Origin of the sequence: Streptococcus oralis, assembly GCF_016127915.1 — a bacterium.
Classification (GTDB): Bacteria; Bacillota; Bacilli; order Lactobacillales; family Streptococcaceae; genus Streptococcus; species Streptococcus oralis_BO.
Map to the genome: position 1 here is coordinate 548,107 of NZ_CP066059.1, position 23,637 is coordinate 571,743.

A 23,637-nucleotide genomic window follows, 5' to 3' on the forward strand; every position below is an offset into this window, starting at 1 on the left:
ATTATTCCTTTAACTCCGCTACTGTGTCGATGAAAAGATCTCCACGTACTTCAAAGTTAGCATACATATCCCAGCTAGCATTGGCAGGACTGAGGAGAACCACATCTCCTTGAGTCGCGAGCTCATAAGCCTTGCGGGTCGCATCAGCAATATCTGTCGCATCTACATAAGCCACACCAGCCTTATCCGCTGCCCGTTTGACACGTTCTGCAGATTGACCGAGGATAACCATCTTCTTGAGCCCAATAATATCTGGCACCAATTCGTCAAACTCATTGCCGCGGTCCAAACCACCTGCGATTAAGATAACCTTACTGTTGTCAAATCCTGACAAGGCTTTTTGAGTAGCCAAGATATTGGTTGACTTACTATCGTTATAGAATTTGACACCCTGAATTTCATCCACAAATTGGAGACGATGTTTGACACCTCCAAAGGCTGATAGAGTTTCCTTGATGGTTTGATTGTCCACGCCACGGAGCTTGGCTACAGCAATAGTCGCAAGGGCATTTTCTACATTGTGGCTACCTGGAACACCGATTTCACTAGCTGCCATGACCACTTCCCCACGGAAGTAGAGTTGACCATCTTCCAGATAAGCCCCATCAACCTTTTCCTTTGTTGAAAATGGTACAACGGTAGCTTGTGTTTTGCTAGCCAATTCTTTTGCCAAATCTTGGTTAAAGTTCAATACAAGGAAATCATCCGCTGTCATCTTGTTCTGGATATTCCACTTAGCTGCCACATACTCCTCAAAAGAACCATGATAGTCGATATGAGTTGGCATGAGGTTGGTAATAACCGCAATCTCAGGATGGAATTCTTGGACACCCATCAGTTGGAAAGAAGAAAGTTCCATGACGAGCGTGTCCTTGGCTGTCGCAGTTTGAGCCACTTGACTAGCAGGATAGCCGATGTTCCCTGACAAGAGACCGCGTTGACCAGCAGCAGTTAAAACTTCCCCAATCATCGTCGTTGTGGTTGTTTTCCCATTTGAACCAGTGATACCGATAATTGGCGCTTCCGAAATTAAATAAGCCAATTCCACCTCAGTCAAGACTGGAATTCCCTTTGCCAATGCCTTTTCAATCATGGGATTGCTATACGGGATACCTGGATTTTTCACCATCAGAGCGAAATCTTCATCCAAGAGTTCCAAAGGATGCCCACCAGTGACAACCTTGATTCCCTCTTCTAGCAAGCTTTGAGCAGCAGGATTTTCCTCAAAAGGCTTGCCGTCATTTACTGTTACAATAGCACCCAGCTTGTCTAGCAAACGGGCCGCAGACTCACCAGACTTAGCCAAACCTAAAACAAGTACTTTCTTATTTTTAAATTGATCGATTACTTTCATGTCTCAAACTCCATTTCTACTCCTACTATTTTACCATTTTTATGGAAATAATACTAAACGAAAATGCTCTAGTCCTCATTTCTACCATAGAAAAAGAGAGCCGTAGCTCTCTTTCTATTTATCTTCTTTTGCTATTTTTTACAGACATGAGTGTAATGTCTCTCAAGCTAAAGTAAGCTAGGGCCAACATGGCGATTGTGACAAAGAATTCTGTCGGTAATTGGAAGATTTGCAAGATGGACAACATCAGCAAAATCAAGAGTGCAACAACTACAAAGACCAAGATAACGATGTTGACTGTTCCTTTGATACTTTGGGGTGTCGCAAATACATAGAGTAGTAATAAGAGGATTCCTATGATTAAATAGACCATCTTTATCTCTTTCTAGCTCTTATTCAGCTGATTTTTTCTTTTTGTTGGCTTTCTCACGCTCTGCCTTGTTAAGGATTTGCTTACGCAAACGGATAGACTCAGGCGTTACTTCCATGTACTCATCGTCATTCAAGAACTCAAGAGACTCTTCAAGTGTCAAGATACGAGGTGTCTTGATAACCGCTGTTTGGTCCTTAGTAGCTGAACGGACGTTGGTCATTTGTTTAGCCTTAGTGATGTTAACTGTCAAGTCGTTTTCACGAGAGTTTTCACCGATAATCATTCCTTCGTAAACCTCAGTACCTGGGTTGACAAAGATAGTACCACGTTCTTCGATAGACATGATTGAGTAAGTTGTAGCCTTACCAGCATCGATGGAAACAAGGGCACCACGGTGACGTCCACCAATTTCCCCTGGAATCAATGGCAAGTATTGGTCAAAGGTATGGTTCATGATACCGTAACCACGAGTCATTGACAAGAATTCAGTTGAGTAACCGATCAAACCACGCGCTGGAACAAGGAAGACCAAACGAGTTTGACCATTACCAGTTGAAATCATATCCAACATTTCACCCTTACGTTCAGAAAGGCTTTGAATAACAGATCCTTGGTATTCTTCTGGAGTATCGATTTGCACACGTTCAAATGGCTCACATTTAACACCGTCAATCTCTTTTACGATAACTTCTGGACGAGATACTTGAAGTTCATAGCCCTCACGACGCATAGTTTCGATCAGGATTGACAAGTGCAATTCTCCACGACCTGAGACAGTCCATTTATCTGGGGAATCCGTTGGGTCAACACGAAGGGAAACGTCTGTTTGCAATTCGGCCTGCAAGCGTTCTTCCACCTTACGAGAAGTCACCCATTTACCTTCTTTACCAGCAAATGGTGAGTTGTTGACCAAGAAGGTCATTTGAAGCGTTGGCTCATCGATGTGAAGGATTGGAAGAGGCTCAACTGCATCTGTCGGTGTAATCGTCTCACCAACAAAGATATCTTCCATACCGGAAACGGCAATCAAGTCACCTGCTTTGGCCTCTTGGATTTCACGACGTTCCAAACCAAAGAAACCGAAAAGTTTTGTAACACGGAAGTTCTTCGTTGTACCATCTAGTTTAGAAAGGGTAACTTGGTCTCCAACTTTTACACTACCACGGAAGACACGACCGATACCAATACGTCCAACGAAATCATTATAGTCCAAAAGTGACACTTGGAATTGCAAAGGCTCATCTGAGTTATCTACTGGAGCTGGGATATGGTCGATAATCGTGTCAAAGATTGGTGCCATTGTTTTTTCTTGATCAGCTGGATCATCTGACAATGAAGAAGTCCCGTTGATAGCTGAAGCATACACCACTGGGAAATCAAGCTGGTCATCGTCTGCACCAAGCTCAATGAAGAGCTCCAAGACTTCGTCTACTACTTCTGCTGGACGAGCCGATGGTTTGTCGATTTTGTTAACAACCACGATTGGGACAAGGTCTTGTTCCAAGGCTTTTTTCAATACGAAACGAGTTTGTGGCATGGTTCCTTCGTAGGCATCCACGACCAAGACAACACCGTCAACCATTTTCATGATACGCTCAACTTCTCCACCGAAGTCCGCGTGTCCTGGTGTGTCCATGATGTTGATACGAGTTCCGTTGTAGGCAACGGCAGTGTTTTTCGCAAGGATGGTAATTCCACGCTCTTTTTCGATATCGTTTGAGTCCATAGCGCGCTCTGCCAATTCAGTACGTGCATCAAGAGTTTCAGATTGTTTCAATAATTCGTCAACGAGGGTTGTTTTACCGTGGTCAACGTGGGCGATAATCGCAATGTTACGGATATCTTCTCTTAATTTTGTCATGATTTCCTCTAATAATTAAATTTTTATTTCTAACTGAACAATTATACCACAGTCTCATTCAAAAATCACAGTTCAGCTAAGTGTAAATGTTTTCACTCTGCTTTTCTAGTCAAGACAACTCTTTTCAAAGTCAGAGACTTATGATAAGATAAGCTGGTATGCGTTTAGATAGATTATTAGCCCAAGAAAAGGTCAGTCGCAAGGCTATGAAACAGGCTCTATTAAAAAAAGAAATCCTAGTAGATGACTGTCCAGCTAGCTCACTCGCTCAAAATGTCGACACTGGGTTGCAGAAATTAGTCTTTCAAGGACGGCAAATCCAAGGCTACGAGCACAACTACCTCATGCTTCATAAGCCAAACGGAAGCGTTACAGCTAGCAAGGATAAGGGCCTACCAACCGTCATGGACCTCCTTCCTCCGGACATCCAGTCTGACCAACTCTATGCTATCGGCAGACTAGACCGCGATACGACGGGACTACTGCTTTTGACAGACAATGGACCTCTTGGTTTTCAACTCCTTCATCCCCAGTACCATGTCGATAAATCCTATCAAGTGGTAGTAAACGGACCGCTCACGTCAGACCATATCCAAAAATTCAAAGACGGAATTGTCTTTTTAGATGGGACCACTTGTAAACCAGCAAAGCTAGAGATTCTAGCCGCAAGCCCAACAGAGAGCCGGGCCTCCATCACTATCTCAGAGGGGAAGTTTCATCAGGTCAAGAAGATGTTTCTCTCAGTTGGTGTCAAAGTGACTGCCCTAAAACGAGTTCAATTCGGTGACTTTACATTAGACCCAGAACTAGCAGAAGGGCAATACCGTCCCTTGAATCCAGAGGAATTGGAAATTATTAAAAACTATTTAGAAAAAAGTGGATAAAAGAAAAAAGCTTTAAATTTAAAGCTTTTTTTGTTTTTACTTATCTAAAAAATAATGCGATGGCTGCAATCCAGTTAAGAACAGAAACTACAAGTCCTACGATATTGAGAATCTTTTCTGTTTTATAGTCTAGTCCAGATTCTTTTTGGTATGAAAAAGCCAAGACCAATCCTATGATCCCCAAAATCAGACCTACTATTGGAAATAGCAAACCAAGGACGATAGATAAGATACCTAAAATAAGTGAAGGTTTTTTCTTTTGTTGTGAATTCATATTATAAATTCTCCTTAAAATTAATATAAATGATGATACCATAAAATGCTAGCTTTATCTATCATTCGACAGTTTTTAACAGAATGTTAGCTAGTCTTGACCTTCCCGTTCCAAGAATCCAACCCATAAGAAAGAATATAAATCTCAGAGAAATCTTGTTTTTTCAGGTAAAGTGCTGCATTGGTCACTCGTTGTCCACGTTGGTTTTCGTAGAGAAGGACAGGTCTATCCTTGCGAAGGGCTGCAAGGCTTGACTTCAACTGATTTGAAGGAATATTACGGGCTCCGAGGATATGTTTTCTGTGAAATTCTGCTGGGTCACGCAAATCAATCAACTGCCCTTTCCGAATCAAGGCTTCAAATTCTGCATTGTCCACAATCTTAGCCGCACGACGAATACGAAGGTAGTTATACCCCATCCATGCAGCCATCGCTAGTACGATTCCCCACAAAACCCAAATTGTCATAAGTTCTTCTCTCCATTTTTATCTATGTAGTCTAATTCTATCTTGTGCTCTCTACGAAGAACAGCTTCCGCCTCTAGATAGTCTAGTTTGTCCATCAGACCTGCATCATAGATCCGAGAGAGTTCGAGCTTCATCAGTTCAATATCATACAAGCGCTTCCCCATGTAAACAATAATGCCAAACTGTTTGAGAAATTGCTGCACATCATAGAATGTTTTCATAGCTTCCATTTTAGCAGATTCTAGACTTTTTTTCAATACTGGACATGCTCTTTCCCCCTATTTTCTTCGTCTTCATTGCCCATTCTTCCGCAAGTGTGGTACAATAAAAACATGAGAATTCAACAACTACACTATATTATCAAAATCGTCGAAACTGGCTCTATGAATGAGGCAGCCAAGCAACTCTTTATCACCCAACCTAGTCTCTCTAATGCTGTTCGAGACTTGGAAAATGAAATGGGCATTGAAATCTTTATCCGCAATCCCAAGGGCATTACCTTGACTCGTGATGGGATGGAGTTTCTCTCCTACGCTCGACAGGTTGTCGAGCAGACCCAGCTTCTGGAGGAACGCTATAAAAATCCTGTCGCCCACCGCGAACTTTTCAGCGTTTCCTCTCAGCACTATGCCTTTGTAGTCAATGCCTTTGTCTCCTTGCTCAAGAAAAGTGATATGGAGAAATACGAACTTTTCCTTCGTGAAACTCGGACTTGGGAGATTATCGATGACGTCAAGAACTTCCGTAGCGAGGTCGGTGTCCTCTTCCTAAACAGCTACAACCGCGATGTTTTAACGAAAATGCTAGATGACAATCACCTGCTAGCTCACCACCTCTTCACAGCCCAACCCCATATCTTTGTCAGCAAGACCAACCCTCTAGCTAAAAAAGACAAGGTCAAACTGGCTGATTTGGAAGACTTCCCTTATCTGAGTTATGACCAGGGGACGCACAACTCCTTCTACTTTTCAGAGGAGATTCTTTCACAAGAGCATCACAAGAAATCCATCGTAGTCAGTGACCGCGCCACTCTCTTTAACCTCTTGATTGGTTTGGATGGTTACACCATTGCAACAGGGATTTTGAACAGCAACCTCAATGGAGACAATATCGTTTCCATTCCACTGGACATTGACGACCCGATTGAACTGGTCTATATCCAGCATGAAAAAACCAGCCTGTCTAAGATGGGCGAACGCTTTATCGAATACTTACTAGAAGAAGTTCAATTCGATAATTAATAGGAAAAATGAAAAAGGGAAAAAGAAAAAGTTAGGAAATAGAAAGTGAAAAAGATACTACTGACCTGTGCTTTAATCCTTTCAATCGTAGGATTAGCACCCGCATCCGTCTTAGGAGAAGAAAACACAACTCAATCCACATCTGCTGTCAAGGAAGCAATTGTCAAAGAAGAAAAGAAAGAATCGAGTGTTGAGGAAAACTCTAAATCAGAAACTCTTCCGAAAGTAGATGTGCAAGAAGACAAGCCCCAAAAAGAAGGGTGGTACCAAGAAAATCACCACTGGCGTTTTTACCAAGATGATAAACCTGCTTTGAACTGGAAACAAATCCAAGGCAAATGGTACTACTTCGATCAAGATGGTAATCGTCTTCATTCTACTGTCTACAAAGGTTATGCCTTTGACCAAGATGGTGTCATGATAGAAAATAGCTGGACCAAACTGGACAATCAATGGTATTATGCTGATTCCTCTGGACGACTAGCTCAGAACACCTGGAAAAAAATTAACGGCTCCTGGTACTATTTTGACCAAACTGGAAGCATGCTCAGCAACACCGCCGTTGACGGCTATCTTCTCACAAAAAGCGGAGCTATGGCAGAAAAGGGCTGGACTAAATTAGACCAAATTTGGTATTATGTCGCTCCTTCTGGAAAGATCTCACAGGATAAATGGGAGAAAATCAACGGTTCTTGGTATTACTTTGACAAAGACGGTGGAATGCTGAGTGCGACAACCTTCAAGGGCTACCTCTTTGACCAGAGTGGAGCTATGGCAGAAAACAACTGGGTCAAAATCAAGGATACTTGGTTCTATGCGAACGGGTCAGGGAGATATGTCCAAGAAAATTGGCAAAAGATTCAGGGTTCCTGGTACTCATTTGACCAGAATGGTGGGATGCTAGCAGACAAATGGAAAGGAAGCTACTACCTCAAAGCCAGTGGAGCCATGGCGGAAAAAGAGTGGATCTTTGATAAAACCTATAAGAGCTGGTTCTATCTAAAAGCGGATGGCCGTTATGCAAATCAGGAGTGGATTGGAGCATACTACCTCAAGTCAGGTGGTTACATGGCAAAGAGCGAATGGATTTACGATAACTCTGACAAAGCACGCTACTACCTGGATGATAATGGGCATTATGTTTCAGGAACTTACAAAATAAACGGAAAGGAACACTTGTTCCAAAAATACGGCCAATGGATCTCTGAAGTTTCAACTGAAGGCGGATTTACAAAAGGACTATACAGCAATACCATTTTCCTAGATCCTGGGCATGGTGGTCGAGATTCAGGAGCTTTTTACTACAATGTAGCTGAAAAAGATCTCAACATGCAGGTTTACCGTAAGCTTCGTACTAAGTTGGAAGAACTGGGCTACAAGGTCCTCACTTCTCGTGATAGTGATATTGACGTTGACTTTGTTACTGAACGTTCTCGTATGGTTAATAAAACCAACTCTGATATTTTTATCAGTATTCACTTCAACGCTACTGGTAATACCTACTCAAAAGCGAGCGGTATTCAAACCTACTCCTATAGCGATGAACCTGATTATCCAAGTAAGATTAATAAATACTGGCACAATCACCCTGATCGTATGAGTGAAAGCAAACGCCTCGCCGCTGCCATCCACTCCTCTCTTCTAGCAGAAACAGGAGCTAAGGACGCTGGCTTATTGGAGAGCAGCTATGCTGTACTACGCGAAACAGCCAAACCAGCTGTCCTCCTAGAGCTTGGTTATATGAATAATTTCACTGAAAGCCAACAAATCAGAGATAGCCGCTACCAAGATAAACTGGTCGCAGGCATTGTGAAAGGAATCCAAAAATATTACGCTGGTCAGTAAAAAAAGTCTCGAGAAATCTCGAGACTTTTCTATTTGCCTTCTTTTTTATCTTTATCAGGAAAGAGGTAGCCAAGTCCTACACAAGCTAGCACACCGGCACCAATCACCAAACCACTTGAAATGGGCAAAAGATCAAAAATAGCATTTGCAATGATAAAGGCGATGATCAAGCACATCAGACTAGCCTTGTAGTCTCTTTTCAAAAAGTTTTCTAGCGTGAAATAGAGGAACAATCCTACCGGGATGAGTGACCAGAGGTTAACATCCAAACTTGGCCATCCAACAGAACCGAAATACAATACTAGCGCTGCTGCTACTAAAAATACAAGTCCCAATAATTTTTTCATTTTTTTGTCTCCATTTTCTTTTTTGGTTCTTGAGTTGTCTGATACTGACCCCTCACATCCCTTACATGAACCATTATAGCAGAGGAATTTTTCAAGAACAAGCCCTTTTGCCTATCTGGTCAATATCTCTGTCTAAGTGGTTGAGTATTTGTAACAAAAGAAAAAGAAGCCCTAATGGGCTTCTTGATTCTGCCGATTGCAGGGCTTGAACCTGTGACCTACGCGTTACGAGTGCGTTGCTCTACCAACTGAGCTAAATCGGCGATTACCCTTTTAGTATAGCACTCTGAGAAGAGATGTCAAGAAATTTTCATCACGATTAAAAAAGCCCGTCCTGAGACAAGGCTTTGAGTTTCTGCCTTTTACGAACCCGCACTTTCGTAGGCATCCAAGCCCTTGTCCCATAGTTTCAAAGAAATGACAAAGAAGATAAGGGAAATTAGTATCAAACCACCGATATTAAAGAGCCCATCCTTGTCCTGCAAGAAATAGCTGGCAGGATAGTAGGCCGTAAAAGCGAAAGGGATGATAAAGCTAATCAACCAACGAAGGACCGAATTGTAAATGGAAATCGGATACTTGGCAAAGTCATTAAACATATAAAAAATGTAAATCATGGCGCCTGACTGCTTGGTCCAAAAAGCGATACTGGCAGTCGCGATTTTCAAGGAAGTATAGATCAAGGTCGCAAAAGGAATGCAGACTAGAAAAATCAGGAATTTTGGAAGAGTCCAAGCAATACTAGATACCGTTGTCGCTAGCAAAATACCTCCGACCAAAAGTTCGCCCAAGGCATCAATCTGAAAGGTCTCAACCAGAATGTGAAAAAGAGGATTGATAGGACGAGTCAGATACTTGTCAAACTCTCCCTTTCGCACCAAGCGCTGCCCTAGTGCCCAGAGATTGTCAAAAAAGAGATGGTCCAATCCCTTGGGAATCAAGGAAAATCCATAGATAAAAGCGATTTCTTGAAAGGTCCAGCCTTCAAGCGAGGGGATGTGTTGAAAGATGACATTGAGAAACAAGAGGTTCAAGCCTTGGGTCAGAAAAACTCCTAGCACACCAACCACAAAATCCACCTTGTATTCCATGATTTGCTTGATGTATTGTCTGATAAAAATCAGATGCATGCGTTGATATTTTTTCATACTAACCTCCTTGAATGGTGATGAAAGACTGGACCCGTTTCCAAATCAACTGAGATAAGCCCACCATCACTATGAGCCAGAAGAACTGTAGCAAGATAGCTTGAAGAATCTGACTAGCATCATATTTCCCAACGATAATCATGACCGGAGTGTAGATCAAGGATGAGAAAGGCAAGAAGGAGAGAATATCTGAAACAAGCTTTGGAAAGAAAGCCAAGGGAATCAGACTTCCAGACATAAAGGCCACTATGGAAGTCTTGAGTAGATTGGAACCCCATAGATTTTTAAATACAAAGGCTGAAAATCCAAAGCAGATATTAAAGAAAAAGTTAATCAGATAGGCCAGCGTTAAGCTAAAAAGATAAAGGGTAGTTAGTCCCAGCACTTCTACAATCCCTTGCCCAGATAAGATTTTCATCAAGACAATAACACTCAAGAAAGGAAGTCCGACACTGACAAAAATCAACCACTTAGAACCAAGCTCGGTAAAGAGATAAGATGCCGCAAAATGCACTGGTCGCAGCAAGCGCATGATAATGGAGCCATCCTTGACCTCCTCCCCAATCATAAAAGAGCTATCTGACTTGGTCAAAAGATTGGTCACAAAACTCATGATGATGTAGAGGGTGATATCTGCCATACTAAAGCCTTGAATCAAGGACTCCTGCGAGGAATCAAAGACAGCCTTCCAGAGATAGAAAGCCACAAAAGCCCCCATCACATCGCCAATCCGATAAAGAAGAAAGTTGACTCGATAGGTGATCAACTCCTGAATTCCTGCATTGATAAAGGGTTTATAACGTCTCCACAATTTGACCATCTTAGAGCTCCTTTCGGTAGAAGCGACGGATAATATCCTCAATATCCGTATCCACCATCTTCAAATCGCGGATTTCAAAATCAGACAGGGTTTGCTTGATAATATCAGCTGACTGGTAGCGGGAACTATCGAATTCAATATTGAGGCTATTTCCTTGTCTATCAATAGTCATATCAGGTAGGCCTTCATAGTAAGAGACAAGATGACTTTGACCTGGCACCAGTTCAAAGGAAAGAGTCTTCATCTTGCCAAAGGCATCCTTGAGTTGACTCACCGTTCCATCAAAAATCTCCTGCCCCTTATCAATCATGAAAATTCGATCACAAAGTTGCTCAATATCACTCAAGTCGTGAGTGGTTAAGAGAATGGTGGTCTCTTCCTCTTGATTGATCTGAGTAATGGCGCGACGAATGTTATCCTTGACTGACACATCCAGACCAATGGTCGGCTCATCTAAAAAGAGAACCTTAGGATTGTGGAGCAAGGAAGCCGCAATATCCGCCCGCATCCGTTGACCAAGTGAAAGAGTCCGCACGGGGTCCTTGATAAATTCCTTCAAATCCAAGACTTCATTTAAAAAGTCCATGCGCTTATGAAAGAGCGAGTCTGGCACATCGTAAATCTCTTTCAAGACCGTGTAGGTCTCTTGCAGAGCCAAATCCCACCATAGCTGGGTGCGTTGTCCAAAGACCACACCAATATCCTTGACATAGTCTTGGCGATTGTCCTGTGGAATCTTGCCATTAATCCGACAAAAACCAGATGTCGGTTTCAAAATCCCGGTCAGCATTTTGATGGTTGTCGACTTCCCAGCACCATTAGCCCCGATAAAGCCTAAAATTTGGCCCCTGGGTACCTCAAAAGTCAAATCCTTGACCGCTTCAAAGGTCTGCTTTTCAGGATGAATAAAGGAGCGCAAAGCTCCCTTTAACCCCGGCTCCTTTACTGTCTTCACAAAATTTTTCTGAAGATGTTCCACTTCTATCATTGCCATATCTATCTCCCTGTCGCAAGGAATAGCAACATTGTATTTTTGACTACAAATATTCTAAATCCTTACTTTTTACACCTTCTACATTTTATCATTACAGAAGGCTTTATACCAACCTATTATAGTCCAATAAAAAACGGAATGCAAGCGTTTGCCTGAAGATTATGAAATCAGAGATTTTACTCTTAAAATAATAGTTTTAATCAAAAATCATGGTTTGATAATTTCCCTAGAACACCAAAAAACCTGCCCAATGGCAGGTTTCTCTTTCTGTATTGTTCAGCTAAATTAAGCTTTACCTTCTGAACATAAATCATTTATTTACTATACTTCCTCATACACTAAAAAGGGCTATATTCAGGTATTCTTCCACCCACACTGTATTAGAAATATACTTCATTATTCCCTTTAGTTCTTAAAAAAGTGTGGCAAAATAGGGGCAAAATCTTAGGTTGAATTTGCCATAAATCCTAGTATAGACAGAAGAAATTTGGAGAATGTTGAATAAGCTTCTTTTGCAGTGAATATGAATCATACTAACAAACTGGAACTCTCCCTATAAAACAGAATTTTATAAGATCTTTAAATATCTTTTGTTCTTCAGTGCTAGATAAATAAAGATCTAAATCATGCTTTTTATATTCGGCTACAGCTTCTTCGAAATCTCTATAATAACCATGTGATGACAATTGGACATCAGTGTTATTCAGAACAGATACTAATAGACTATAACAATTAGAATGATTTCTTAGCTTAAGAGGTAAAACATTCTGAGAAAAATTCTCCTCATATTCGATAATTTCAGATTCTGAAGGATAAATTACATCTTGAAGAAATTTACTATTATTATATAGCCAAAATCTAGCTTCATCAATCCCTCTAGCCTTAACGATAGACAAAAGAAACTTGTCTAGAAGTTGAATATTATCATACCCTATGATATCAATTATTTTTTTCAAAGTTCGATATCTAATTTCAGGAGGTAAAACAGAGAACAATGTCAAGATATTTTTGTCTGTTTTTAAATTCAGACCATATTTCAAAAAATATTGTACAAATAAATAAGAAAATAAATCCCAAATGGAGTCTTCGGCTATACTCAATTCATCTACATTAGCATCCGATATATTTGCTGTATGAGTGTATTTATTGCCTAATTTTCTTAACCTATCTATAGTTTTTTCAAAATCCTTGACTAATCGTTTATCTACCTTTTTATACCTTTCTGTTACTTTAAACTTTTCATTTTTTTCATGAGTAGTTATATCTCCCAGATTCATGGGTTCTCCTGCTCCCAAATTCAAAAATTTGCGAGCTAATAACTCTGTCAATTTTCTGAGTAATATTATCCTACTTCCCATACTGATAGTTGAATAATATATATCTGCAATTAAATCAGATAAAACTAATTCATAATCGTAATTTTTAAAAGGAGCAATTGCCATAATTCGACCTCTCTAAAATGGGATATAGTAACACTCTAATACCATAAAATTGCAGAAGGATGTGCTTATTTTTTCTTACTGACTCAGACTCCTTTTGACAAGCTTATTGGCTTGATATCTAATAATACTTTATCTATGGATAGACAAAAGATATATCATACTTAATTATTTGTAATTTAATACGAGAAATTTGTTCTCAAAGAGTATATTTTTTTCAATTAATTTATTAAACTAGAGGGCATTTAATCGTGTTAAGAGAAATTTATTTATCAACAGGAAGCTCGTTACCATTTTTAAATAAAAATTTATTATATTTATTTCCCCATCTATTCATCTCAACTACTACTGGTTCTAAAGTTCTTCCAAGTTCAGTTAGTGTATACTCTGTTATCGGAGGCATGATAGAGTAAATATCTTTATGAATAATTTTGTCCAACTCCAATTCTTTAAGTTGCAACGCTAACATCCTTCTAGAACAACCAGGCATTAATTTTTCTAATTCGCCAAATCGACAAATTTCATTATTTAATAAGTGAAATAATATTACGCATTTCCATTTGCCAGAAATTACTTGGAGAGTGGTTTCTACTGGACATCCATTGGCACAATCATAAATTTTTCTTACCATAATCTACCCATCTTTCTATCTTAAGTTACTAAAATATCACTAGTTACAAAAACTTCAATATTGTTATCTTGCAGTATTTGTCTATAATTAACATTATACTAAATAAAATAACGAAAGGAAATTGAACTATGGCAACTATGAAAGGGGTCGGATTATACAGATATTTACCTATTGATGATAAGAGAAGTTTTGAAGACGTTGAGTTAGATAAACCTTTTGCTAAAGGAAAGAACTTACTTGTTGAGGTTAAAGCTATTTCAGTAAATCCAGTAGATTATAAAGTTAGATCTCCAAAAAGTAAAGTCGAAGAATCCCCGAGAATCTTAGGATGGGATGCTTCCGGAATTGTCTCAGAGGTAGGGGAAGATTGCGAGTTGTTTTCTGTTGGCGATGAGGTATTCTATGCGGGAGATTTAACAAAATCGGGGTCCTATGCTGAATATCAACTTGTAGATGAGCGTATTGTTGGGAAAAAACCAAATACTTTATCTTTTGAAGATTCTGCGGCCTTACCCTTAACTTCCTTAACAGCATATGAGGGTTTATTTGAAAAATTAAAAATCCCATTTGATAAAAGCAAAAATTATACTAAGAGTATATTAATCATCGGAGCAAGTGGTGGAGTAGGATCAATAGCTTGTCAGTTAGCTCATAATGTAGGGTTAACTGTTATTGGAACTGCTTCCAGATATGAAAGTAAAAAGTGGGTTTTGGAGCATGGAGCTGAATTTGTAATTAATCATTTTGAAGATATGGATAAAGAGCTTAATGAAATTGGATTCTCAACAGTTGATTACATTTTCTGTTTAAATAATACTGAAAAGCATTGGGATTTTATGGTAAAAGCTATTAAACCTCAAGGAAAAATCTGTTCTATTGACGAAACTAAAGAAAAAGTCAATTTGTCTGCACTACAGTCTAAAGCAGTTAGTTTTTCATGGGAATTTATGTTTGCAAAATCAATGTGGCAAACAGAAGATTTGATTAGTCAACATTATATTCTTAATCAAATTGCAGATATGATTGATAATGGAGAGCTAAAAACGACTGTTACAAAAAGATTATCTCCAATGAATTCAATAAACATTAAAGAGGCTCACAGGCTTCTAGAAACCGGTCGAACCATAGGAAAAATTGTTATCAGCAATCCAAAAGAGTAAAAAATTAGAATTAATTAATGGAGAAAGAAAGAATAAATAGGTATAATGAGTCTCGTGTAATTAAAGATAGCATAGTAAAGCAATAGGTCTGTGAATTTTTTTCAAGAACAGATTCGACTTTTATTTCATAGAAAGGGATATTCCCCGAAAAAGTAAAATGATTGTCAGTACTACCTGTCTTAAACTTGTAAAATTACTTTGATATAATAAAAATGGAGTAAGCAAATGTAAGAATTTGCCACATTATTTTTAGTGCCTCTATCTGCAATTTTATTAATTGCCTGTTCTAACCAATCAAGTAATTCTTTAGATGGTGAATACTACCGTCAATTGAAACAAGAACAAGACAAAAGAGCCTAGAAAAAAGGTATTACAACTTGGTAATACCTTTTTGGGGTGCTATTTGATACGAGCCCATGTTTTCTCAATAAGATTGTACTCAGGTGAGTAGGGAGGAAGTGGTAAAGGTTTATGCCCAAACTCTTCATAAGAGCTCTAGCTTACCCATTCTATGGAATCTTGCATTATCCATAATAATAACTAATGGTGTATTTAATATTGGTAGGAGAAACTTCTGAAACCAAGCTTCAAAAAAGTCGCTCGTCATCGTCTCTTCGTAAGTCATTGGAGCGATTAACTTACTATTTGTTAGACCTGCAACCAAAGAAATCCTCTGATATCTTCTTCCAGATACTTTACCTCCTATTAACTGACCTTATAATGAGCGACCGTATTCTCGACAAAAATAAGTATCGAATCCCGTTTCATCAATATAAACAGGTGCTAAGCGCTTTAAACTATTAATTTTTTTGAAAGTTCTATCATTCATTTAGCTACTCAGCATTCCTAAAAAATTAGATGTTCCAATTTACTTTGGGAAAGACAGTGATTTCCTTTGAAAACAGGCGTAAAGTTATTATATTCGTTCGCCAAGGGTAGTCTTAGAATAATTACATTAATTTAGCAACTTTGGATATAGTAGTCTTAAGTATATTCTCTATAAAAGAAAACACAAAAACCCACCCAATGGGCAGGTTCTTTCTGTATTGTTCAGCTAGATTAAGCTTTACCTTCTGAACCGAATACGTCGATACGTTCTTCAACTGATGCTTGGATAGCTTTTACACCGTCAGCCAAGAATTTACGTGGGTCGAAGAGTTTTTTCTTGTCGTATTCTGCTTCGTTTGCTTCGTAGTCACGAGCAAATTTACGAGTTGCGTTAGCGAATGCGATTTGGCATTCAGTGTTAACGTTAACTTTCGCAACACCAAGTTTGATAGCTGCTTGGATTTGGTCATCAGGAATACCTGAACCACCGTGCAATACGATTGGGAATCCTGGTACAGCTTCAGTCAATTTTTGCAAGTGGTCAAGGTGAAGACCTTTCCAGTTTGCAGGGTAAGGACCGTGGATGTTACCGATACCAGCTGCCAAGAAGTCGATACCAGTTGCAACCATTGCTTTAGCATCTTCGATTGGAGCCAATTCACCATCGCCGATGATTCCGTCTTCTTCACCACCGATAGTTCCAACTTCAGCTTCTACTGACACACCATTTGCGTGAGCAAATTCTACAACTTTACGAGCTTTTTCAAGGTTTTCTTCAACTGGAAGGTGTGAACCGTCAAACATAACTGAAGTATAACCAACTTGAATACACTCAAGTGCATCTTCGTAGTGACCGTGGTCAAGGTGGATAGCTACTGGTACAGTGATACCCATTGATTCAACAAGGTTAGCGATCAAGTTGCGAGCAACTTTGTAACCACCCATGTATTTAGCAGCACCCATTGAAGTTTGGATCAAAACTGGAGCTTTTTTAGCTTCTGCTGCGCGCAAGATAGCTTGAGTCCACTCAAGGTTGTTTGTGTTAAATCCACCAACTGCATAACCGTTGTCACGAGCTGCTTGGACAAATTTTTCTGCTGAAACGATTGCCATTTGTCAGGCCTCCTATATATTTTTTGGGACATCCCATTTACATTGTTCATTTTATCACTTTTTGATAAAAAAAGCTAGTTTTTCCCATACTTTAGATTGAATTTCTTCCAATCCAATCAATGTAAACCCTTTCTTTCCCTTAGTCCTGAGCGACTTTGGGATAACGTATGAAGAAGGTCAAACGATCGCCCTGCATCTCAAAATGATAAGGTAATTTCTCATGTTCTAATAGACTTTTGACCACAAAGAGTCCCATCCCCGAACCCTTGGCCTTGCGACTAGCATTTTCAGAAAAAGATTGGGCCAATTTTTCTTGTTCTTCAGGACTACAGCTATTCTCGATAGAGAGCTCCCCTTCTCTTTCTCCAATGCTGACCAGCCCGCCTGGAGTGGAGTGCTTGATAGCATTACTGATGAGATTCGATAGGATTAATTTCATGACAGATGGGTTTATGTAAGCTTGCTGATGGGTTAGGCTAATGTCTACCTGAAGTTCTCTCTCCTTGGCAAGCAAAGCATAATCCTTGACCAGACTTTGCGTCATCTGAAGGAGGTCAACCTCTTCTTTCTCGTCTCGTAATTCCTGAACAGAAGAAAGTGACAATATCTGGAGAACGTGGTGACTGAGGTCATCCACAATCCCCAAGGCAACTCCAAGATAATGGTCTCTATCCTTATAACGACCGACATTTTCTTTCATATTTTCAATCAGAATTTTCAAGCTAGCCAGAGGTGTTTTCAATTCATGAGAAGCCCCTCGTAGGAACTCAACCTTCATCTTCTCCAGCTGGAGAATAGCTTCATTCTTGTCATGCAAGTCCGCAATAACTGTCAAAAGGTGCTGGTAAAGGCTATTGATTTGTTCCTTGAGATCACCAATCTCATCCTTAGAATCCACACGCAACCGTACTTGAGCATCCAGATCCATCATCCGACGGGTCACCCGCTTGATTTCCAAAATCGGTGCAACAATGGTCCGAGCATAGATGTAGGCCACTAAAAGTGAAATCAGAAAGGATGCCAACAAGGTATAGGGGAGAAATTGGAGACTAATCTGCTCTGCTTCCTTTTGCAGGTCCATGGAAGCTAGAAATTGGAGAGTCATCGTGCTACCATCTTGCGTTTTCACCTCACGCTCCTCGATAAAGAGGGAAGTTGTCTGGCGGTCCGTATCCAGAGGAAGATTGTCCTTGACCTCTAACTTGTCCTCAGTCATTTCTCCCTTGACAGCTCCTTTGATATCACTGCTCTGGGAATACAAATCTAACACTTGCTCGATACTCTGCCTATCCTTTCCTTCTAGGGACTGGGCAATGGCTGTCGCTTTCTGGCCAATGGTTTCCTGACGATGGCTCAGATAAGTTGACGGAAAGAGAAAATAAATGGCTAAATGAAGACAAATAACCAGAACACTAAAAATCGAGAAGGTATAGATAAATATCTTTGTAAATAGACCTGTTCGTTTCATTTTCTCTCCAATTTATAACCAACATTGCGCACAGTGAGGATACAATCCAAGTCTAGCTTTTTCCGCAGTTCTTTGATATAGACATCAATAACACGGTCAAAGGGAACCTCATCTGTCGCCTTCCAGACAGCATCAATTATCTGAGAACGAGTCAAGGCCCGGCCTTCATTTTTCACCAGATAGTCCAGAATTTCCAACTCTTTGGCATTGATGGCCACTTCTTGACCTGCGAGGCTTGCACTATAACTCTCAAAGTCCACCTTGGTATCCTTATAAGAGAAGACTCGTCCCGTATCGTAGTAGCGCTTGAAAATTGCATCTACCCTCACTTTTAGAAGGGAGAGAGAGAAGGGCTTTTCCAGATAACCATCTGCTAGAGAAGCAAAAGCACTCATCTTGTATTCCTCATCCTGAAAGGCGGTCAGCATCAAGACAGGAACCTGACTGGTCTTGCGTATCTCAGCTAGTACTTCCAGACCATTGAGCTTAGGCATCTGGATATCCAGTAGTACTAGAGCTACTTGATAGCTGGAAAATTTTTCTAGAGCTTCTTGTCCATCTGCCGCCTCAATGGTTTCATAGCCACAATCCGCCAAATAGTCACTGATCCCCTCACGGATCATCTCTTCATCTTCTACAATTAAAATTTTCATAGAAAAACGTTTCACATTCCTTTAAATTTCTTGTAAATCTTCTCTGTTTCATCCTGATAGGAAGAAGCCTTATCAGGATGAAATAGATAAAAATGCTACCTATATTATACCCCATTTAGGGGAGAATAGGTAGCAAGTTTTTTATTCGCTATCGAGCAAGAGCTCTTTTGGTTGTTTTCTAAGGAGATTGCTTGAGGCAAGCGCCATAACGAGAACCACTAGAACCAAGGCAAGGACAAAGACGATGATAAAGTCTGATGTCTGAATGGAAATGTCTAGGCTCGACAAGGTCTTGCTAAAGCCATCTACTTCTGCACCACCACCAAGGTTAGAAGCTTGAGCAGCCTTGCTGGCTTGCTTGGCAACACCTGAAGTGACATTGGCAAGAACAGTGTTTCCGATGGCACGAGCTGTGTAGTTGGCTAGGAAGTATGCAGAAACAAGAGCAGGGATGGCAATCAAGATGGATTCGGTGATGAATTGACCCAAGATACTTGCCTGCTTGAGACCGATAGAGAGGAGAATTCCCACTTCCTTGCGACGAGCATTGATCCAAAGACTAAGCAAGAGAGCAAGGAGAAGAACTGAGAAGCTCAAGCTACCCCAGAAGAGGAGGTTGGCCATCTTGTACATACCAGAGATGGATTGCTCAAGAGCTGGGTAGTTAGAGGAGCTCTTCACAAGTGTGTAGCTCTTCCAGTTGATACCACTGATACCGTTCAACTCTTTCATGACATCATCCAAGTTCTTGTCTGCTGTTACAAAGAAGGTTGCGTCCCCATAAATAGCTGTGTCTTCTGTGTATCCATAAAGTTTTGCAGCAGTGTGAATGTCTGTGATAGCTGTGTTTTCGTAGAGTTCTTGTGAGTAGGTTACTGCTGACTTATTGTGACCATCAAAGAGCCCCTTGATTGTGACTTCAACTGTTTCCTTGGCCCCTTTTTCATTGTCTGCATCATAGACATTAGAGTCTAGTTTGACCTTATCTCCGACTTTCCAGCCGTGTTTGGCTGCCAAGTCCTTATGCATGAGGATCTTGTCCTTGTCATCGTTGGTTAGGTGCTCACCTTCGACTAATTTATAAGATCCAGAGACAAACTTGTCTTCTTTGGAAGAGTCATTGACACCTGTAATCATCAAACTGCTTCCAAAACGCTTGGCACGGTCAGCAGTGAGATTTTTCTTGGTTTCTGGCGTTTCGATGAGGTCGTATCCAGTCAAATCTCCGATAGCGTTGATGCGTTTAACATAAGACTCGATGGCCTTATTTTCGGTGATTTTTTTGATATCCTCACCCTTAATATTTCCAGAACCACGTGGCGTTCCTTGATTGACGCGACGATTGATTTGCATGGAGAAGCTATTGGTGATATTTTTAAAAGTCTCCTGAGAAGCCTTGGCAGTAGCTCCCTTGATTGACAAGCCGACCAAACTTAAGCTCGCCATGAGGAGAATAATCAGGAAGATAACAATCGATTTGAAAAACTTCCTTGTAACATAGGCAAATGCGTTGTGTAACATAGGTTCCCTTTCTAGATTTGATTTAATAATTCTATCAAAACAAGCTCATCTTATTTTGTAGTATTGCGAGTTTCAGTTAGTTTCTTATTCTTCAATTCAAGTGTAATATCTGACGCTTGTGCCACTTCTTTACTGTGGGTGACGACGATCACACATTTACCTGTTTTCTGGGCAAGTGACTTGAGCAGTTCGATAATATCTCCAGCAGTTTTAGGGTCCAGATTTCCTGTTGGCTCATCAGCTAGAATAACTGGAGCTTCTGATACCAAACTGCGAGCGATGGCCACACGTTGCTGTTGACCACCTGATAACCGGAGAACGTTCCGCTTGATCTGACTTTCATCCAAACCAAGTTCAAGAAATGTATCCTTGCTTGCTTTTTTGTTGACCAAGCGGATATTTTCCAGCGGAGAAAGATAATCTATCAAGTTATAATTTTGAAAGACCAGGGAAATATGGTGCATGCGATGGTAAGAATATCCCTTATTCCGAATGTCCTCTCCTTGGAAAAGGATAGAACCCTCGACAGGACTATCTAGACCAGCCAGTAGGGACAAGAGAGTGGATTTTCCAGCTCCTGACTCACCAATGATACTATAAAATTTTCCGGGTTCAAAATTATACTTGATCTGATATAAAACTGCCTCAGCAGTGTTCTTATAACGGTAGGTAACATCTTGCAATTGTAATAAAGTCATGATTTCTCCTTCTTATACTCAATGAAAATCAAAGATTAAACTAGGAAGCTAGCCGCAGGCTGCTCAAAGCACAGCTTTGAGGTTGCAGATAAGACTGACACGGTTTAAAGAGATTTTCGAAGAGTATTAACTAATAGATGATAAAATTTCTTTCGGTGATTTTCTAAATAGAAATACGAAACAAAGGGCTACAGACAAGCAACCAATCAGGAGCAGAAAGACATAGGATTCTGCAAAGGATAGGAGACTGGTCGATAGACCACTTGCTTTGGCCAGCGTGTCCTGTAAGGTTGCCTGATCTCCACTGGCTAGTACAGTTTGGAGTAGATAGGATGTAATGGCATTTCCAGCGATAAAGGATGGAAGCAAAGCTCCGAGAGATACCAAAACTACCTCTAAACAGAATTGTAGGAAGATTGAGATCTTGCTTTTTCCAAGTGCGAGTAGAATCCCCACTTCGTAGACCCTTTCTCTCAACCAGAGGGACAAGACCAAAATTAAGGCTCCTGCTCCTGCTATCAACATCCCATAAAGGAAGATGGTGAGGAAGGTTTGGAAGGTTGCCACTGAGTCTTTGATTTGTTCAAAGGCCTTGTTTTCCTTCTCGACTTGGTAACCTTGACTTTCCAAAGCCAAGTTTTCCACCTGCTTCATGAGTCCGTCCATTTCCTTAGGATTTTCAACATAGAAGCGTGCTGCACTGACTTGAGGTTCACTATTTCCCAGAAGGGTCTGGCTACTTTCATAGTCTGTAAAGACCTGGTTTTCACTGAAGTCAGAGGACAAGCCTGTGAATTTTTCTTGTTTCTTACCAGAAAAGATGCCGACAATCTCAAACTCTACTGTTTGCCCTTTTCCAGATTCGGACTGACCAGCGTCCAAGCGAATCTTGTCATGAAGCGAAAGACCGTTCTTCTTGGCCAACTCTTCGTGAATCAGGATTTTCTTGGAATCCCCTTTTTGAAGGTGTCGCCCTTCTTTTAGATTGAAAGCCGAACTGGTAAAGGTGACATCCTTGGAGGAATCCTCAAGAGCCGTTAAGCTAACCAAGTTCTTGTCCGCGGCTGACAAATCATCTCGTTCTACGCTCTGCTCACCACTCACCGCTTCCTTGTCTTTCAGTTTTGCGATCGTCTCGAGTTCAGGAGAGACATTTTCCAGTCCCTTAATCTTGCTCACGGATGCTAGGTCTGACAACTTGAAGGTCTGTCCATTTTCTATCTTTTTGATAGAAAAAGATGTATTGAGTGATTTGTAAAGATTGCTTTCTACTGTTTTGTTGGACTTCATAAGAGTCAAACAGGCTGAAATTCCTGCTAAAAGGACAAATAAAATAAGAAATAAAATAAAACTTCTCAGTCGTTTTCTGCTGACATAAGCCCAAGCTCTTTGGATTGGATTCATTTGTCACCTCCATATTTGTAAGACTATTATAAAATCTAAATATGAAATGTTTATGAAATCAAAAAATTTTTTTGATTTATTTTGAAAAAAAGCTGGTATTTCTACCAGCTCCATTTTTATAACTTTATCCACTCAAAGCAAAGAAAATGCAGAAACTAAACCAGAGAGGATGTTGGCTGTGGCATGCATTAGCCAACTTGGTAAAATTGATTCTCCTGCTATCTTTTCATTAACAAAACCAAGATAAGCTGCTATTGCTCCAGTAAAGAATATAATGAAAAAAGTGACTTCCAAACTTACTACTGAAGCAAACAATACTCCATGAAGCAATCCAAAAGTGAAGGCCTGTATGGTATTTGCAAAGACAAACGGCATGTGATTTGCCATTCGTTTGAGTAGAAAACCTCTAAATAGTAGTTCCTCTGGCAAAGATGTTTGCAAAATACTGTAAATTAGAATACTTGGTAAAGCCTTAAAGCCCATAGCTGAAAAAGCCGAAGTGGCTGTTTCTAGACTACGCGTAAGAGGAAAGATAAGGATAGAAAAAATAGTAAATAAGGAAAATCCCCCTACCATCCATAAAATCAGCTGCAAAGTTTTTGCTGTTTTGATAGCTTTTAGCCCTATCCATTCCATAAATGGGACTTTTCCCCTCACAGTCAGAAACCACCAGATAGAAGGTAGTAAAATAATAAAGAGAATTTGAATAAAGGCGCTCATTATTCGTTGAAGTTCATTAACCATCGTAATCCTCCTTTACATTTTTGAAATACTCATTTCAAATACCAAATGACTATCTAGTCCTCCTTTCCTAACTTATATATCCGTTTTAACTAAACCTATTAGTATCCATTACTCGATGATCTTTCATATAAGACTTTTTACTGTTACTTTCTATCTATATTATAGCACTATTTAAAAGAAAAGAAAAAAACAAGAAAGGTAGACCTCTCTTGTTGAATAGTCACTATATAAGCTAACAAAAAAGAGCTAGCCAAAGCTAACTCTTACCCTATGCGGAGAGAGGGACTTGAACCCTCACGACCTAAAGCGGTCACAGGATCCTTAGTCCTGCGCGTCTGCCAATTCCGCCATCCCCGCGTCGATTACTTTA

The 23,637-nt window shown here is 40.1% G+C and carries 23 protein-coding genes, 2 tRNA genes and 1 pseudogene; 4 read left to right on the top strand and 22 right to left on the bottom strand.

Annotated features, from left to right (window positions below; translation table 11 throughout):
- Window position 1: 1 nt before the first annotated feature.
- The 3 genes from murD to typA form a co-directional block, all read right to left on the bottom strand.
- The gene (murD, locus tag I6H78_RS02650; protein WP_198459861.1) at window positions 2-1,354 is read right to left on the bottom strand and encodes a UDP-N-acetylmuramoyl-L-alanine--D-glutamate ligase; all 1,353 of its coding nucleotides are present in this window, start codon (window positions 1,352-1,354) and stop codon (window positions 2-4) included.
- Window positions 1,355-1,472: 118 nt separating this feature from the next.
- Window positions 1,473-1,727, bottom strand: coding sequence for a DUF3165 family protein (locus I6H78_RS02655; protein ID WP_198459862.1), 255 nt, complete (start codon window positions 1,725-1,727; stop codon window positions 1,473-1,475).
- 19 nt (window positions 1,728-1,746) lie between these two features.
- A complete protein-coding gene (gene typA, locus I6H78_RS02660; protein ID WP_000164119.1) occupies window positions 1,747-3,588 on the bottom strand; it encodes a translational GTPase TypA in 1,842 nt (613 codons plus the stop codon).
- 158 nt (window positions 3,589-3,746) lie between these two features.
- Here typA and I6H78_RS02665 point away from each other — a divergent pair, with 158 nt between their 5' ends.
- Window positions 3,747-4,472, top strand: coding sequence for a 16S rRNA pseudouridine(516) synthase (locus I6H78_RS02665; RefSeq protein WP_198459863.1), 726 nt, complete (start codon window positions 3,747-3,749; stop codon window positions 4,470-4,472).
- A 40-nt stretch (window positions 4,473-4,512) separates the two neighbouring features.
- On the opposite strand, the gene I6H78_RS02670 is transcribed toward I6H78_RS02665, so the two are convergent.
- From I6H78_RS02670 to I6H78_RS02680, 3 genes are all read right to left on the bottom strand, one after another.
- The gene (locus I6H78_RS02670) at window positions 4,513-4,746 is read right to left on the bottom strand and encodes a DUF4190 domain-containing protein (RefSeq protein ID WP_198459864.1); all 234 of its coding nucleotides are present in this window, start codon (window positions 4,744-4,746) and stop codon (window positions 4,513-4,515) included.
- 86 nt (window positions 4,747-4,832) lie between these two features.
- The gene (locus I6H78_RS02675) at window positions 4,833-5,213 is read right to left on the bottom strand and encodes a rhodanese-like domain-containing protein (protein ID WP_198459865.1); all 381 of its coding nucleotides are present in this window, start codon (window positions 5,211-5,213) and stop codon (window positions 4,833-4,835) included.
- Entirely contained in the window at window positions 5,210-5,443 is a 234-nt protein-coding gene (locus I6H78_RS02680; protein WP_198460219.1) for a YqgQ family protein, read from the bottom strand. The genes I6H78_RS02675 and I6H78_RS02680 overlap by 4 nt, the downstream gene beginning before the upstream one ends.
- Window positions 5,444-5,545: 102 nt before the next feature.
- Here I6H78_RS02680 and I6H78_RS02685 point away from each other — a divergent pair, with 102 nt between their 5' ends.
- Complete coding sequence (locus tag I6H78_RS02685) at window positions 5,546-6,454, top strand: LysR family transcriptional regulator (protein ID WP_001222584.1); 909 nt, start codon at window positions 5,546-5,548, stop codon at window positions 6,452-6,454.
- A 45-nt stretch (window positions 6,455-6,499) separates the two neighbouring features.
- A complete protein-coding gene (locus I6H78_RS02690) occupies window positions 6,500-8,299 on the top strand; it encodes an N-acetylmuramoyl-L-alanine amidase (RefSeq protein WP_198459866.1) in 1,800 nt (599 codons plus the stop codon).
- A gap of 29 nt (window positions 8,300-8,328) precedes the next feature.
- On the opposite strand, the gene I6H78_RS02695 is transcribed toward I6H78_RS02690, so the two are convergent.
- From I6H78_RS02695 to I6H78_RS02725, 7 genes are all read right to left on the bottom strand, one after another.
- Complete coding sequence (locus I6H78_RS02695; RefSeq protein WP_198459867.1) at window positions 8,329-8,646, bottom strand: hypothetical protein; 318 nt, start codon at window positions 8,644-8,646, stop codon at window positions 8,329-8,331.
- A 190-nt stretch (window positions 8,647-8,836) separates the two neighbouring features.
- Window positions 8,837-8,909, bottom strand: a tRNA-Thr gene (locus tag I6H78_RS02700).
- A 99-nt stretch (window positions 8,910-9,008) separates the two neighbouring features.
- Window positions 9,009-9,794: an ABC transporter permease gene (locus I6H78_RS02705; protein WP_198459868.1), complete on the bottom strand. Its 786-nt coding sequence runs from the start codon at window positions 9,792-9,794 to the stop codon at window positions 9,009-9,011.
- A 1-nt stretch (window position 9,795) separates the two neighbouring features.
- On the bottom strand, window positions 9,796-10,614 hold the full coding sequence (locus tag I6H78_RS02710) for an ABC transporter permease (protein ID WP_198459869.1): 819 nt from the start codon (window positions 10,612-10,614) through the stop codon (window positions 9,796-9,798).
- A 1-nt stretch (window position 10,615) separates the two neighbouring features.
- Window positions 10,616-11,608, bottom strand: a complete 993-nt coding sequence (locus I6H78_RS02715) for an ABC transporter ATP-binding protein (protein WP_198459870.1) — start codon at window positions 11,606-11,608, stop codon at window positions 10,616-10,618.
- Between the two features lie 533 nt (window positions 11,609-12,141).
- On the bottom strand, window positions 12,142-13,050 hold the full coding sequence (locus I6H78_RS02720) for a hypothetical protein (protein ID WP_198459871.1): 909 nt from the start codon (window positions 13,048-13,050) through the stop codon (window positions 12,142-12,144).
- A gap of 262 nt (window positions 13,051-13,312) precedes the next feature.
- Window positions 13,313-13,678 (bottom strand): winged helix-turn-helix transcriptional regulator, encoded by a 366-nt coding sequence (locus tag I6H78_RS02725; RefSeq protein ID WP_198459873.1) that lies wholly within the window; start codon window positions 13,676-13,678, stop codon window positions 13,313-13,315.
- Between the two features lie 128 nt (window positions 13,679-13,806).
- Here I6H78_RS02725 and I6H78_RS02730 point away from each other — a divergent pair, with 128 nt between their 5' ends.
- On the top strand, window positions 13,807-14,838 hold the full coding sequence (locus tag I6H78_RS02730; protein ID WP_198459875.1) for a zinc-binding alcohol dehydrogenase family protein: 1,032 nt from the start codon (window positions 13,807-13,809) through the stop codon (window positions 14,836-14,838).
- 326 nt (window positions 14,839-15,164) lie between these two features.
- On the opposite strand, the pseudogene I6H78_RS02735 reads toward I6H78_RS02730, so the two are convergent.
- The 9 genes and pseudogenes from I6H78_RS02735 to I6H78_RS02775 form a co-directional block, all read right to left on the bottom strand.
- Window positions 15,165-15,634 (bottom strand): annotated as a pseudogene (locus tag I6H78_RS02735) (IS630 family transposase); the annotation flags it as partial.
- Between the two features lie 263 nt (window positions 15,635-15,897).
- Entirely contained in the window at window positions 15,898-16,779 is an 882-nt protein-coding gene (locus I6H78_RS02740; protein ID WP_001019005.1) for a class II fructose-bisphosphate aldolase, read from the bottom strand.
- Window positions 16,780-16,918: 139 nt separating this feature from the next.
- Window positions 16,919-18,247 carry a sensor histidine kinase VncS gene (vncS, locus tag I6H78_RS02745; RefSeq protein ID WP_198459877.1) on the bottom strand — a complete coding sequence of 443 codons (1,329 nt, stop codon included), beginning with the start codon at window positions 18,245-18,247 and terminating at the stop codon, window positions 16,919-16,921.
- Window positions 18,244-18,900 (bottom strand): response regulator transcription factor VncR, encoded by a 657-nt coding sequence (gene vncR, locus I6H78_RS02750; protein WP_198459879.1) that lies wholly within the window; start codon window positions 18,898-18,900, stop codon window positions 18,244-18,246. Before vncR ends, vncS begins: the two co-directional genes overlap by 4 nt.
- Before the next feature lie 141 nt (window positions 18,901-19,041).
- On the bottom strand, window positions 19,042-20,421 hold the full coding sequence (gene vex3 / locus I6H78_RS02755) for an ABC transporter permease subunit Vex3 (RefSeq protein ID WP_042902562.1): 1,380 nt from the start codon (window positions 20,419-20,421) through the stop codon (window positions 19,042-19,044).
- Window positions 20,422-20,471: 50 nt separating this feature from the next.
- Entirely contained in the window at window positions 20,472-21,119 is a 648-nt protein-coding gene (vex2, locus tag I6H78_RS02760; protein WP_198459885.1) for an ABC transporter ATP-binding subunit Vex2, read from the bottom strand.
- A gap of 126 nt (window positions 21,120-21,245) precedes the next feature.
- The gene (locus I6H78_RS02765; RefSeq protein ID WP_198459887.1) at window positions 21,246-22,523 is read right to left on the bottom strand and encodes an ABC transporter permease; all 1,278 of its coding nucleotides are present in this window, start codon (window positions 22,521-22,523) and stop codon (window positions 21,246-21,248) included.
- 132 nt (window positions 22,524-22,655) lie between these two features.
- Window positions 22,656-23,267 (bottom strand): CPBP family intramembrane glutamic endopeptidase, encoded by a 612-nt coding sequence (locus I6H78_RS02770; protein ID WP_198459889.1) that lies wholly within the window; start codon window positions 23,265-23,267, stop codon window positions 22,656-22,658.
- Between the two features lie 271 nt (window positions 23,268-23,538).
- Window positions 23,539-23,624 (bottom strand) — tRNA-Leu (locus I6H78_RS02775).
- Between the last annotated feature and the right edge of the window lie 13 nt (window positions 23,625-23,637).